Source organism: Halalkalibacterium halodurans, from assembly GCF_005671335.1.
Lineage (GTDB): Bacteria > Bacillota > Bacilli > Bacillales > Bacillaceae_D > Halalkalibacterium > Halalkalibacterium halodurans.
Genome location: NZ_CP040441.1, coordinates 197,865 through 211,903 on the forward strand (window position 1 = coordinate 197,865; position 14,039 = coordinate 211,903).

The 14,039-nt window shown below is 41.8% G+C and carries 14 protein-coding genes and 1 pseudogene; 11 read left to right on the forward strand and 4 right to left on the reverse strand.

The window, feature by feature from the left end:
• Positions 1 to 358: 358 nt before the first annotated feature.
• A pseudogene (locus tag FED51_RS01035) lies at positions 359 to 544 on the reverse strand (T7SS effector LXG polymorphic toxin); the annotation flags it as partial.
• Between the two features lie 358 nt (positions 545 to 902).
• On the opposite strand from FED51_RS01035, the gene FED51_RS01040 reads away from it, so the two are divergent.
• Entirely contained in the window at positions 903 to 1,466 is a 564-nt protein-coding gene (locus tag FED51_RS01040; protein WP_053432033.1) for a hypothetical protein, read from the forward strand.
• Between the two features lie 542 nt (positions 1,467 to 2,008).
• On the opposite strand, the gene FED51_RS01045 is transcribed toward FED51_RS01040, so the two are convergent.
• Positions 2,009 to 2,302 carry a hypothetical protein gene (locus FED51_RS01045; protein WP_053432035.1) on the reverse strand — a complete coding sequence of 98 codons (294 nt, stop codon included), beginning with the start codon at positions 2,300 to 2,302 and terminating at the stop codon, positions 2,009 to 2,011.
• A gap of 478 nt (positions 2,303 to 2,780) precedes the next feature.
• On the opposite strand from FED51_RS01045, the gene FED51_RS01050 reads away from it, so the two are divergent.
• The 10 genes from FED51_RS01050 to FED51_RS01095 all read left to right on the forward strand — a co-directional run bounded on the left by FED51_RS01050 (position 2,781) and on the right by FED51_RS01095 (position 11,737).
• Entirely contained in the window at positions 2,781 to 3,131 is a 351-nt protein-coding gene (locus FED51_RS01050; protein ID WP_053432036.1) for a PDDEXK family nuclease, read from the forward strand.
• A 700-nt stretch (positions 3,132 to 3,831) separates the two neighbouring features.
• Complete coding sequence (locus FED51_RS01055; RefSeq protein ID WP_053432037.1) at positions 3,832 to 5,163, forward strand: ABC transporter substrate-binding protein; 1,332 nt, start codon at positions 3,832 to 3,834, stop codon at positions 5,161 to 5,163.
• Positions 5,164 to 5,228: 65 nt separating this feature from the next.
• Entirely contained in the window at positions 5,229 to 6,167 is a 939-nt protein-coding gene (locus FED51_RS01060; RefSeq protein ID WP_053432038.1) for a carbohydrate ABC transporter permease, read from the forward strand.
• Position 6,168: 1 nt separating this feature from the next.
• Complete coding sequence (locus tag FED51_RS01065) at positions 6,169 to 7,017, forward strand: carbohydrate ABC transporter permease (protein WP_053432039.1); 849 nt, start codon at positions 6,169 to 6,171, stop codon at positions 7,015 to 7,017.
• 39 nt (positions 7,018 to 7,056) lie between these two features.
• Complete coding sequence (locus FED51_RS01070; RefSeq protein WP_053432040.1) at positions 7,057 to 7,698, forward strand: YesL family protein; 642 nt, start codon at positions 7,057 to 7,059, stop codon at positions 7,696 to 7,698.
• A 100-nt stretch (positions 7,699 to 7,798) separates the two neighbouring features.
• The gene (locus FED51_RS01075) at positions 7,799 to 8,845 is read left to right on the forward strand and encodes an arabinan endo-1,5-alpha-L-arabinosidase (RefSeq protein WP_233443898.1); all 1,047 of its coding nucleotides are present in this window, start codon (positions 7,799 to 7,801) and stop codon (positions 8,843 to 8,845) included.
• Positions 8,846 to 9,105: 260 nt separating this feature from the next.
• Complete coding sequence (locus FED51_RS01080) at positions 9,106 to 9,933, forward strand: amino acid ABC transporter substrate-binding protein (RefSeq protein WP_053432042.1); 828 nt, start codon at positions 9,106 to 9,108, stop codon at positions 9,931 to 9,933.
• Entirely contained in the window at positions 9,920 to 10,621 is a 702-nt protein-coding gene (locus FED51_RS01085) for an amino acid ABC transporter permease (protein ID WP_010896353.1), read from the forward strand. The genes FED51_RS01080 and FED51_RS01085 overlap by 14 nt, the downstream gene beginning before the upstream one ends.
• Positions 10,622 to 10,636: 15 nt before the next feature.
• On the forward strand, positions 10,637 to 11,380 hold the full coding sequence (locus tag FED51_RS01090) for an amino acid ABC transporter ATP-binding protein (protein ID WP_053432043.1): 744 nt from the start codon (positions 10,637 to 10,639) through the stop codon (positions 11,378 to 11,380).
• A 117-nt stretch (positions 11,381 to 11,497) separates the two neighbouring features.
• Entirely contained in the window at positions 11,498 to 11,737 is a 240-nt protein-coding gene (locus FED51_RS01095; protein WP_053432044.1) for a hypothetical protein, read from the forward strand.
• Between the two features lie 60 nt (positions 11,738 to 11,797).
• Here the strand turns inward: FED51_RS01095 and FED51_RS21495 are convergent, their stop codons facing one another.
• Both FED51_RS21495 and FED51_RS21500 read right to left on the reverse strand, forming a co-directional pair.
• Positions 11,798 to 12,037 (reverse strand): peptidase G2 autoproteolytic cleavage domain-containing protein, encoded by a 240-nt coding sequence (locus FED51_RS21495; RefSeq protein ID WP_083445653.1) that lies wholly within the window; start codon positions 12,035 to 12,037, stop codon positions 11,798 to 11,800.
• Positions 12,034 to 13,860 (reverse strand): YadA family autotransporter adhesin, encoded by a 1,827-nt coding sequence (locus FED51_RS21500; protein ID WP_053432045.1) that lies wholly within the window; start codon positions 13,858 to 13,860, stop codon positions 12,034 to 12,036. The genes FED51_RS21495 and FED51_RS21500 overlap by 4 nt, the downstream gene beginning before the upstream one ends.
• Between the last annotated feature and the right edge of the window lie 179 nt (positions 13,861 to 14,039).

The following is a 14,039-nucleotide window of genomic DNA, read 5'->3' on the forward strand; positions in this document are numbered from 1 at the left end:
TGATAAAAAATTATTAAGTATGGTATTAGGTTTTATATTAATGTTTATCATTTCTTTTCCTTTACTATGCTTGGAATTTCTGAAATTCAGAAAAAAAATTAATTTTAAGCAACGCCACTACGATTTAATGAGGGCCTTATATTATCATTATCAGCAATGATATATTTTAAATTAAGTTACTAATTAAATCAATTTCATAATCGCTTGATTTAAAAATTCAGAGACAGACAGAATTTTTAAAATTCTTTTTTCACACTTTAAGCAGCTTGTTGTTGCTTTAGCTAGCACGAATAAGATCAACAGCGAGTTTAGAAGCATTGTAAACTAAGGTAACGAGATCAAATTCTGGTAGCTGGTTTTTCCAAAAATCCTCTGACACAGAACCATTGGATGTTGGTTCATACTCATTAATCTGCGCTTTCATCTTTTCGAGTGTGTCACTGAAAGAAATCAAAAAGGTGCGAATCGAGTGGATCGTTGGCAGCTGCATATGGGCATGATTATAGATGACTCCCTTTGCGCCCTCTCCTTTAAAGGGCCCCATCCATATTGATGACACGTGTAATTCAAGCTTCTACTGCTTCCTTGACCATTGAATGATGTAATCAGATCAGTAGGTTATAGGAAGGAATAAAGGGTGTTCCTGTTAACATCCTCATTGGTCTTATTCAGGTGCCTACACAAGACGAATTGATTTCTCTCCTAATTAGACTACTATTTATTTCATGATTTTACATAGAATATTGTACATTTTGGAATTCATAAATGAAGATATTGTTAACTTACTAGGTTATGTAAAAAAATAAATATTTGTCTATTTTTGTCGAAATTATTGACAATAAAATTTTGACAATTAATATAGAATTATTGTGAAAAACACCTATGATATGGAGGAAAAGAAAGTGAAAAAAGTAGTTATCATAATGATTTTATTTTTGATATCTAGTCTAGGTTTAGGGTCTATTGCATCGGCAAATGACAATATTATTGATCCATTGGATGACGAAGAGAGTGAAGTATATATTCTTGAAGGAGACAAACTTGTTGAGGATCCACTATTTAGCGAAGTTTCGGATTCAGACATGGGAACACAGTCTATAATTAGAGGGATAAAATATACAAAAGAAAATGTTAAAACTACAAATGAATGGTCAAGCTATAGAAGGGTTTCAGACAATATATGGGGGCCTGGTTCAATTACTGCTGACAGATCTGTTACTTTTGGCACTCAAGCTAGTGGTTCATATGCTAATTTAGGTTTCTCATTGAACACGTCCGTTAGTAGTAAAGTAGGTTATACTTTAAATGCTGGTAAAAAGTCTAGAGTTTATATGGGGTATCGGGTAAGATATAAGGTAGAAAGAGGAGAGAGAGTCGGTAGGTTGGGTTCTAGAGAAATTAGTCGACAATCTTATACAGTAAAAACTCCTATGTATGGTGAATATAAACTTATAAATTATAAGTAAGGTAGTGTGGCTCATGAATAAAAACTATCAAAAATCCTTAGGTTTCTTTTTCATCATTGCATCGATCATATGCTTGATTATTATATACATGGCACCCGTTCCTGGAATTTTATTGCCAGAAGCTTACGAATTAGCTATTGATGGGTATGTTATATCAAGAAACATATTACTATTTATAATTTTTGTATTGATAGCCCAATTAGGCTATACTTTAATAAAGGAATAAAAGTTTGTTGTGCAATAGTAGCGATGGCATTAAGCGGAAAAAGAGCTCGAACATCTTCGTAAAAAATACCGCCCTTATGATGAATAGGGGCGGCCTTTATTTTATTTACACTCCTCATCTCATCACCTTCAAGCGCCCATTTTCGAGCGCTAACCATCCTCTATTGAGTAATCGTCCACCATCTTACGGATCTCGCCTTCATTTCTTCCAGTACGCAGACTGATGATAGGAAGGGTAAGCCCCTTGCCTGCATTAATCAGCAGATGGTTTTTATAGTTAGAGCTTTTGACTCGAAATTGAAAGGTAATAATCCGGTTTACAGCTTTTTGTATAAGCCATAGAACTCCATCAAGATTTTTGTAAGATCGCTAGTATAATCCCACGAATCGTTCAGCGTCCTAGGATACCGAGGACTAAATTCTTTATCCGATCTAATTTTAACCATCTGTTCAACTTCTCTATAAATTTCTTCAAGTTTCTCAATTGAACTGTCTCTACCTTCTCCTTTTTTATGCGCGTTTATTTCATTAGTTATTTCTAACTTTACTTTTTCCGCAAATCCAGAAAATCCTACGGCGTTCTGAGATCGATCGGGTTGTTTAGATACCATTGATTGCCTCCTCCTCTAGAACTCTTTGTTCTAACTCATCTACTATACCATCATTTCTGACAGGGATTTACCGCCTATGATGTGTTTCTATGTTTCGAACTTTTTTGATCGACTTTTCTTCCTTTTCATAGTGGCAGCAAGTTTGATCTTTGGCTTTTTTAGTCCTCAAGAGTTGAATCATAACAGTAGTGCAGGAGATGGATTTACGATCCAACAAAAGCAACGTACTGGAAACTGATTTTAGAAAGGAGGGGGCCCTGTAAGATTTACAGGGTCTCCCAACAATACAAAAAAGAAAATACTTCGCTTAGTAAACCTTTTATTTAAGCACATTCCTTAATAGTTTTAGTTTACCACCTTCTATATTGAGCCATCCCCATTTACATAAATCGTCTACCATCTTTCGGATCTCCTTTTCACTCCTCCCTGTACGCCGACTGATGACCGGAAGGGAATGTGGCTTCCCTGCATTAATCATATGAAAAAGGACAATCAGCAATTTCTGCTCCGAGTCTGTAACGGTCAATATTTTGGTGTGGAATGGGAAGCAGGATATATTTCGTCAAGTCATAGGGCTATTAACAGACTAAAAAAGGGTATGTTGGAGGGAGATTTAGCTGGAGGTATATTGGTGTTGCCTTCTCGGAAAATGTATTACTACCTTACTGATAGAATAGGTAATTACCAAGAACTCGAACCGTGTTTTGATGTAATGGGTGATACTACTGAGATAAAAGGCCTGTTAGGAGTAATAGAAATTGAACATGATGGTGTTGGACAGGATATAGCAGGTATTAAAAAAGGTACAGATGGTAGAGCACTTATCTAATTACATTCACACTAACAGTAATATATTACCAAGTTAAATTAAAATTCTTTGACCACCAGGTGAATGCAATTAGATTAATGGTAAAAGTAAGGAGTGAACTAATGGCTGTAAACAGTTAAGGGGGAAGCCATGACTATCGTCACTCACTTCATTGCTTTTCATTGTATTTACGTTTATTAATCTCCATTTTATTTACCTTGTGAGTGTTCTAATAGCCAATATTTTTGTCTTTGTTACGATAGTCTCTTGGAAGCCCCACTAAAAAATGTATTGGAACTAAAAACAATACATAGCCAATGTTCCCATCCCACCATCTTGATTCGACATTTCACCAATGAGTCTCTCTGCTGGTAAGCGGAGAGATTTTTTTATTTGCTATAACACGAAGTTGTCCATACATATTTTGCTCCAATTCATAAAAAGTTTCCCTAGCCGATCTCGTTAGTATAGCTAGTTAAAGCGACTATTTATAAAAAATTAAATGAAAGGAGAAAGAATTATCATGAAAGTGTTGCGTACAAGTTAGTAATATTATATAATTTTAAACAAATTCGTACGTACGAGTTTTAAGAGAATCAATGATTGTAGTATGAAAGCGCTTTGATTTTGAGGTGCAGGATATGGTGTCTTCAAGTCTTTGAGGGATAGCTGAATGAAAAGATAGTGTGAGTCATGTATTAAAAAAATGGGGGAGAAGGTCATGAAATTAAAAAACCTATGGTTAGCAGTCTTAATGATCCCAATTTTCTTAGTTGGCTGCGGTAGTGACAGTAGTGGGGGAGATTTAGAAGAACAGGTCATTATTGGAGAAGATGTTGAAGGAGCTACTGAATTAACGTTTTGGAATTTTCAGGAGCTGCACACCGCATTTTTTGAGGATGCTGTAGAACGATGGAATGAAGAGAACCCTGATCGGCCGATTCGATTAGTGGCGGAAACGTATCCGTACGATCAAGTGCATAACAATTTGCTGCTCGCTCTTCAATCGGGTAGTGGAGCCCCGGATTTAGCTGACATTGAAATCAGCCAATTTGCCAACTTCCTAAAAGGGGAAGTACAACTAGAGCCTCTCAATGATATTGTCAAACCTGAATTGGACAAGATGGTCGAATCCAGGTTTGATATTTACGCTAAAGACGGGAGTTATTACGGAATCGATTACCACGTCGGTGCAACGGTGATGTTCTATAATGAGGAAATCATGGAACAAGCGGGCGTCGATATTGATTCGATCGAAACGTGGGATGATTATATCGAGGCTGGAAAACAAGTCGTTGCTAGTACAGATGCAGTTATGACGACGGTGGAATCGGACGAGCATTTTACGTTCTGGCCGTTGATTAGCCAGCGCGGCTCTGATTATTTCGATACAGACGGTAACGTGATTTTGGATAATGAATTGAACGTAGACACGCTTCAATTTATTCATGATCTTGTTTATGAGCATGAAATCGCGGAATTGGCACCTGGCGGCTTTCATCATGCAGAGGAATATTACGGTTATATGAATGACGGTGGTGCTGCATCCTTGATGATGCCGATGTGGTATATGGGACGATTCCTTGATTACATGGAGGACTTAGAAGGAAAAATTCAAATCCGACCGCTTCCAATGTGGGAGGAGGGCGGAAACCGCTCAGCCGGTATGGGTGGTACAGGTACGGTCGTTACAAATCAGTCGGGGCATCCAGAACTGGCGAAAGAATTTTTAGCCTTTGCAAAATTATCAGAAGAAGGAAATATTAAATTGTGGGAAATTTTAGGGTTTGACCCTCCGCGCCATGATGTTTGGGACTCTGAGGCGATGAGAGCTAGTAACCGCTTCTACGACTATTTCCATGATGACATTTTCGATATTTTATTAGAAATTCGAGATGAAATAAATGAAATCAATATTACCGAACAGACACCAGATGCACAACAAGAAATTCATTCACATGTCATGCACGCGGTGTTACGAGAACAAAGTCAAACACCGCAAGAAGCCTTGGAACAAGCGGCCGAAGCTGTGCGAAGCAGAATGACCCACTAGTCCAATACACAGGGAGAGGCGTTTTTAACATCTCTCCCGAACATTTTTATGAATGAAAGGGAGGGATGGGATTGGAACCGTCTATTGCGGGAGATAAAAAGTTTTCTACAAAAAAGAAACAAAAATCAGCTTGGCTCTATTCACAAAACGCAGCCCCTTATATATTCGTTGCACCATTTATTTTATCGTTTTTGTTTCTTTATCTCTATCCGTTTTTTAGTGCGGTGAACATGAGCTTTCAACGCGTATTACCGGGGCAAACAACGTATATTGGATTGTCTAATTATGAAAGGGTATTCAACCCAACGTTTTTTACTGCTTTTCAAAACACGACGGTTTATGTGATCGTAACGGTGCTCGTTCTAACCTTTATACCAATGATTTTTGCCATCTTTTTGAACAGCCGATTGATGAAGTTTTCGAATGCTTTTCGAGCGGGCCTTTTCATCCCCGCTCTCACATCAGTCATTGTCGCAGGTACTATTTTTCGGATGATTTTCGGAGATTCCGATCAGGCTATAGCAAATCAATTTCTCTCTTTTATCGGCTTGTCACCTATTGAATGGCGGTACGGAGCGGCTTCCGGCATGTTTTTAATGGTCATTTTAGCGTCGTGGCGTTGGATAGGGGTTAACGTACTCTACTATTTAGCAGCCTTGCAGAACGTTAATCACGACTTGTACGAAGCTGCAGATATAGATGGAGCGAATACTTGGCAAAAATTTAGACATGTGACCTTTCCAGCCATAAAGCCAATTATGATTTTTTTATCAACCATTACGATCATCAATGGCTTTCGGATGTTTGAAGAAAGTTTTGTGTTCTGGGGAACAAGCTCGCCTGGAAACATTGGATTAACCATGGTCGGTTATATTTATCAGGAAGGGATTGAACGAAATGACATGGGTTTTGGTGCAGCGGTAGGTGTGGTACTACTATTCATCATTTTTGTTGTCAGTATCGTTCAACTATATCTCACCGGAGCATTTAAGAAGGATGATTAATATGAAAAAAAAGAAAAATACAGACAAGTTACTCAGTTTTCTTCTGTTGGTTCTATTTGGGGTCGTTGTATGTATAGCTCTTTTCCCGATTTTCTCACTTATTGTAGCGTCCTTTAGCCCAGCTTCCGATCTCATGAGATATGGTCTAACCGCTGAATTGTTTTTATCTCCTATTAATGTAGAGAACTATCTGTCTGTTTTCGGTTCAGAGGGGGGACAATATTGGAAGTGGTACATTAATAGCTTGATTATTTCAGCTGTGTTAATTGTTCTATCTTTGTTTTTCTCCTCCATGGTCGGGTACGCCCTTGCCCTCTATGAGTTTAAGGGAAAAAGGTTGATATTCGTTATCGTGCTTTTGGTTTTGATGATTCCTTTTGAAATTTTAATGCTTCCTCTTTTTCGCTTGGTCGTGACCACCCAACTCGTCGATACGTACTTTGCCGTCATTCTACCATTGATTGTTGCCCCGGTTGCTGTGTTTTTCTTCAGACAGTATGCGGTGGGGTTGCCGAAGGAGCTAATGGACTCCGGTCGGATCGATGGTTGTACTGAATTCGGTATCTTCTTTAAGATTATGGCACCATTGATGTTACCATCCTTTGCGGCCATGGCTATTTTGCAAGGATTGTCGAGCTGGAATAACTTTCTATGGCCGTTGCTTGTATTACGATCCAACGATATGTTCACATTGCCGGTCGGTTTGGCTACATTATTGACTCCTTACGGAAATAACTACAGCTTGCTGTTTTCAGGCTCTGTTTTAAGTGTCATCCCGATTATTATTCTTTTCTTGTTTTTCCAACGGTTCTTTATTGCTGGACTAACGGCAGGAGGAGTAAAAGGGTAAAAGTAGTGATCACAAATAGGTGATAAGGGGGCATGGACCATGAGCAGGGGTTTTGTAGATAAGGTGGATAACGTTTCTCGTTTGATCGCATCTTTTGCTTATTTGAATATCGTATGGCTCGCGTTTTCAGCTGTTGGCTTATTTGTTTTCAGCTTTTTTCCTGCTACCGCCGCCTTATTTACAATCGCAAGGAAATGGGTTTTAGGAGAACGGCATTTTCCGGTTGCCCGAACGTATTACGAGAGTTTCAAATCGTATTTTTTTCGGGCCAACTTGTACGGCTGGATGATGGCTGTCATCGGAGGCGTGCTGTATTTAAATTATCAAGTCATGACGGTTAGTGGAATGGACGTGGGACCAGTTATTGTGTTCGCCTATCTAACGGTCGTTGTGATCTATCTGTTGGCGCTCATTTCACTCCCAGTGGTTTTCGTCCATTTTCAAGGTGCTTTCTTGGAAACTTTCAAAAAGACGCTACTGTTTGTCATCGGGAGAATTCACCTATCGCTCTTATTTCTTGTCATTGCCGGTTCAGTCGTCTATTTATCCTTGACGATTCCAACATTAATTTTGTTCTTTTCCGGAAGTGTATTGGCTTATGTGCTCATGTGGTTTTTCGTTCGCTCAATGGAGAGCTTGGAAAAGAGAAGAATGATGATGGGAGTGCATGTTCGCAGTTAAGACTTTATGCTGTTCATTGTTCGCTCCTCTATGACAAGTAAGGCTAATTTGTAGTAGGTAGGAAATAGTAAGAGGAAAGGGGAAGGTAATTTTGAAAAAAGTGAAATGGGTCTCATGGAGTATACCGGTTCTTTTAATGGCTTTATGTTTAGTCATCTTCTCTCAGAATTCAACATTTTCTTTAGCAAACGGAAATGGGCTGGCTAAGGGCAAACCACCAGAAGGGAAGTTAACTATGATAGGAAATGTTGGAGATTTTATTCCTGGAGAGGTAGATGATCCTGTGCATGACCCTGCGCTGATTAAAGACAAGAATACGTACTATGTGTTTTCAACAGGAATTCTTAGCGAAGAGAATCCAGGCGGAATATACGTTAGAAAGTCAGAAGGTAGTCTAGAAGGTCCGTGGCAGGCGATCGGGGAAATTCCTCTTCCGCAATGGACGCTTGAGTATAACGTTCATCACCTTTGGGCGCCTCAAGTGGTTAAGCACGCCGATACTTTTTATTTATACTATGCCGCTTCGTCCTTTGGCACGAATCGGTCTGCCATCGGTGTCGCACGGACAAAAACACCAGGAGACTTGAATAGCTGGGAGGATCTAGGCCCTGTTCTAACATCTGAACCAGGGGACATGTATAATGCTATCGACCCGCATGTTTTCAAAGACGGTGAGAAGTGGTGGATTGCTTTTGGATCTCACTGGGGCGGGATTCAATTACAGGAGCTGAAAAATATGACAGAACCTATAGGAGATATTTATACGATTGCAAGCCGTCCTGGAGTCCCTCACAATCCAATTGAAGCGCCTACAATCTTTAAAAAAGGAGACTATTACTACTTGCTCACATCCTGGGATTCCTGTTGCAGGGGGATTGATAGCACGTATAAGATTGCGGTCGGGCGCTCAGAAAATGTTACAGGTCCTTATGTGGATCAAGAAGGGAGACGACTGGCCGAGGGTGGAGGAACGATCCTGCTTGAAAGCCGTGGAAATCAAATTGGTCCAGGAGGCCAAGATGTCCTTAAAGACTTTGGACGATATTATATGATTCATCATTATTATGATGGAGATGCGGATGGTGTAATCCGGATGCAGATCAGAAGCATGGAATGGGAAAACGGATGGCCGTATGTTTCTGAATAAGTTTTAACAAAAATGAGATAAACGTACTAAGAAATCCTTTGTTATGGGTGGGTAGGTATAAACTTGCCCAACCATTATGAAGGATTTTTTATGTTATTTTAAATCGTTTGTTTTATTAGCCTTCTTCATGACATTAATATCCTATGAATGGGATAGAATAACGACGGAAACAAACCCTTTGACAAGCGGCAAAACATTTTATACGATACATGTTGTTACGTAGAAAATAATTCTGATAAGAATACTGGGGGTTTATGACAATGAAGAAAATATTATCAATGGTTGCCCTGCTTTTTGCTTTCACGACTGTGTTAGCAGCTTGCGGAGCAGCAGATCAAAATAATGAAGAGACGGCAGGGGAAGAGGAAGCTGCTGAGGCATCAGATAGTTTGTTAGCGAAAGTCCAAGCGGAAGGGAAGTTGTTAATCGGTACGGAAGGCACTTACCCTCCATTCACTTTTCACGATGAGTCAGGTGAATTAACAGGGTTTGATGTTGAGCTTGCTCGTGAAGTAGCGGATCGCCTTGGGGTGGAAGCGGAGTTTATGGAGACACAATGGGATGCGATGTTCGCGGGTCTAGATGCAGAACGGTTTGATATGATCGCAAACCAAGTCGGGATTAGAGAAGATCGTCTTGAGAAATATGACTTTTCCGATCATTACATTACATCCACTGCTGTCGTGGTGACCCATGAAGATAATGAAGAAATCAATAGCTTTGAAGACATCGAAGGAAAGAAATCGGCTCAATCACTGACAAGTAACTATGCCGACTTAGCAAGAGAGTACAACGCAGAAATCGTCGGTGTCGATGGCTTTAACCAAGCGATCGAACTACTCAATTCCAAGCGGGTTGATGTAACGATCAATGATAATTTATCTGTTCTCGATTTTCTAAACAACCGACCAAATGCTCCGATTAAAATGGTAGCAGAGCACGAAGACGCGGCACAAAGCGGGTTTATGTTCCGTAAAGGAAACGAAGAGCTTGTGGAAGCTGTGAATGAGGCTCTTGCCGAAATCATCGAAGACGGAACGTACGAAGACATTTCAAAGAAATGGTTTGGTGAAGATGTACTTAACTAACATCATGCTCGATCCAGAACGGCTTGAGCGCTGGATCACGATTGCCCAGAGTTCCCTTCTTCCTTTGCTGAAGGGAGCTCTCTATTATACGATTCCTCTTACATTGATTTCGTTTACTATTGGCCTATTCATTGCTGTGTTGACAGCATTGGCGCGAATTTCAGGTGTGGCGCCGTTGAAAATGGTGGCGAGAGTCTATGTGTCAATCATTCGGGGAACGCCATTATTGGTTCAGTTGTTTATCATTTTCTACGGATTGCCATCCATTGGGGTGACGATTGATCCGTTTCCGGCAGCGGTGATTGGCTTTTCGTTAAATGTTGGGGCGTATGCGTCTGAAATTATTCGGGCCGCGATTTTGTCAATTCCAAAAGGGCAATGGGAGGCGGCGTATTCGATCGGTATGAGCTATCCACAGGCATTAAAGCGTATCGTGTTGCCGCAAGCCTCTCGTGTCTCGATTCCGCCCTTGTCCAATTCTTTTATTAGCCTTGTGAAAGATACGTCATTGGCGTCGTTGATCCTGGTGGCAGAAATGTTCCGGAGAGCCCAGGAAATCGCAGCAACGAACTATGAATTTTTACTATTGTATGCGCAAGCGGGCGCCATTTACTGGATCATCTGCTTTGGTCTCTCGTTAGTACAGGGACGAATCGAAAACCGTTTAGATCGCTATGTCGCGAAATAAGAAGGAGCTCATAACATGATTGTCGTACAGAGCTTATATAAAAAATTTGGAGAAGTCGAAGTACTCAAAGGCCTTGACTTAACCGTTGAACGTGGAAAAGTAGTTGTCGTCATTGGTCCTTCAGGATCTGGGAAAACGACCCTCCTGCGCTGTTTAAATATTTTAGAGACACCGACTTCAGGATCGGTCCAGATTGAAAATCAAACGTTGGATTTTAGCGGAAAAGTATCTTCCAAAGAGATCGCTAATTTTCGCAGATTGACAGGGATGGTGTTTCAAAGCTATAACCTTTTTCCCCATATGACGGTACTTCAAAACGTCATGGAAGGTCCGATGACCGTAAAGAAAGAGGCGAAAGCACAGGTCGAGGAGAAGTCGAAGCAGCTGCTTGCAAAGGTGGGTCTTGCCGATAAGGAAACTGTATACCCATTTCAACTGTCAGGGGGCCAGCAGCAACGAGTAGGAATCGCTCGGGCGCTCGCCATGGAGCCGAAAGTGATGCTGTTTGATGAGCCAACGTCTGCCCTTGACCCAGAGCTTGTTGGCGAGGTTTTGCGAGTCATGAAGGAGTTGGCCGAAGAAGGAATGACCATGATCGTTGTCACCCATGAAATGAGGTTTGCTCAAGAAGTGGCGGACGAAGTCATTTTTATGGACGACGGCAAAATTGTGGAGCGAGGCACCCCAGACGACATCTTCAAGACACCAAAAGTAGAGCGGACGAAGCAGTTTCTTCGTCTCATTCATAGTAGAGTGTAACGAAATAAGGCGAAGAAGGACCCCTGCTGCAGAACGAGTGTCGCAGGGGTTTTTGATCGTTTTCATGATAAAATGAAACCACTGTTTAAAATGACAGCATAGAGGAGTGGCGAACGAATGAAGCAAATGACGTTTAACCATATGAAAATCAATTACAATCCGGCAATGCATGTTTTTACGAATGATGATACTAAGGGAATCGTGTTTGTCTCGAAGGACTTTGATGAAATTCACGCTGTAGTAGAAGTGAGTGAAAATAATAAATTCAAAATACATCCAAGGTGGAATGTGAACTTTTTCGTAAGTGATAGTGAAATCACCGTTGATTTAAATTACTGTGAAGAAGAGGACGAATAATTGTCAAACATGAGAGAGCCCGGCTGTAGATGAGTACAGCAGAGGAATGATGCAGCGAAATTAAAGACGTAGGGCAGAGTCTACTAATACTAATAGTTGATTCTTTCCTGTACGTTTCATGACACGGTAGCCAATAGGGGAAGCGGTTGCGATTCCCTCATGATTAGGTTTGCAGTACCCACCAACTTTACATGTACCGTCATCCCGAACGAGAAGCTTTCCGACAAGGCCGACGGGTACCCATTCAGGTTGACCTTTACGAGAACAACTGTTTTCGGATGGGTCCCAGTCTGGGTTTATTTTTTTCTTATCTCTGTACGTTTTTCCGCTATGACATTTCCTTGAGGGTCTTTCACTTCATGCAGTTTGACTTCCTCGTAAATAGGCCGATTCCATTCATCTACTAAATATTTGCTGCAAGCAGGGTTCTCCGCGTCCGCTAGAACACCGGGATTAGAGCTAGTGATTCCAATAATAAATGTATCCGTCTCATTGGCTTTTCGAATTTTTTCACTTTCTCCGTCAAACGTTACAAAGTATCCAACATCAATGGTCTCTCCATTCGATGATTCAAACATTTCAGCAAAATCACATGCACCCGCAGCTGTGATCAATCCAGCCGTTGTGACGGTACTATCAAAGCAGGCAGAACCATCTACTAAAATTTTTGCTACAACCCCGTTTGGGTCACATTGACTTATACCATTGACAAGGTACCATGAATAATTTGGATCAGCAGGTGCTGGTCCACCGAAAAGTCCCATTACATGGACACCTTCTTTGTTATTAGCACATGTTCCTAGACCTTCTGTGTGAGATCGAAGTCCATTGGCTATGGTCACCTGACCTTGCGCATGGGAAGCTGCGCCACTAGCAGTAGTTAAAATACCTTCCGCATGAGAGGCTAAATTGTTAGCAGTAGTAATCAATCCTTCGGCATGAGAGTTTTCTCCTGTTGCTCTTGTGTTAAACCCTTCGGCATGGGCATTAGCACCAGTAGCGATTGAGAATTCCCCTTCCGCGTGGGAAGCAATTCCGTTCGCTGTAGTATTGATTCCTTCCGCGTGTGCAGCTATAGCCCCTGCGCCTGTTGTCGTGTTTCTTCCTTCTGTATGTGAGGCTGTTCCATTAGCGATTGTCGCTTGACCTTCTGCGTGAGCCGCTCGGCCAATTGCTTGCGTTCTAATAAAATCCAACATTTCTCCTTCGGTATGGGAGGCGACTCCGCTTGCGGTCGTTCGGTTGCCTTCCGCATGGGAAGCGACTCCACTGGCAATCGTTAAAATTCCTTCGGCGTGGGCATGTGAACTGCTAGCCGTTGTATTAGTACCCTCTGAATGAGCGGCCATTCCACTAGCCGTTGTAAATAATCCTTCCGCATGCGAGAAATCTCCTATGGCTTGTGGGCCTGGGCTTGTGTTGACATCCAAAGTGCCTCCTTCTGCGTGAGAGGCAAACCCGCTGGCAATGGTTCCAACGCCTTCCGCATGAGCGCTGTCACCATCAGCTGTCGTAGGGGCAGGATTGCCTTGTGGATCAACAGCACCTCCCTCGGCATGAGCGGCTCTCCCGCTTGCTGTATTGCCTTCTCCTTCAACATGAGATGCCTCCCCACTTGCGGTGGTTTCACGTCCTTCCGCATGGGCACTATGGGCACTGGCATTTGTGCCAAACCCTTCGGCATGAGCCGCGGTTGCGGCAGCTGTTGTGGTTGAGTTTTGCCCTTCGGCGTGAGAGCTGGCTCCATGGGCAGCTGTGTTATTCCCCTCGGCGTGAGAGTTCACACCGTTTGCGATCGTATCAGCTCCCTCCGCATGAGACCTTAACCCTCGAGCCCTTGTATCTTTTCCCTCGGCATGAGAATTTCTGCCAATGGACACTGTATCCTTTCCCTCGGCGTGAGAATTGAATCCTCTTGATCTTGCTCGCCGCCCTTCGGCATGAGCACTTCTTCCCCTCGATACAGTCTCTTTTCCTTCTGTATGAGAAGCACGATTTAACGCTCTTGTTCCGATTCCCTCCGCGTGAGAAGCTACCCGGCGTGCAACAGTATCTTTCCCCTCGGCTTCTGAGCACCGTCCGATTTCTCGCCTATTGCATTGTTGATCCTCATGATTGGACATAGAACTTGACACTTCCTTTCAGTTAATCTGTACTAAGTTATTCGTGCAAGAGAGGACTTGTAAAGGTCAAATTCCTAATCATCTCAACTCAAGAACCTATTTTAAAAAGGCGACCATTGAGCCAAACTTTTTTACGGGTTTATAAAGATAAAACTCTTTAGATTGGGGAAAGGATGGGG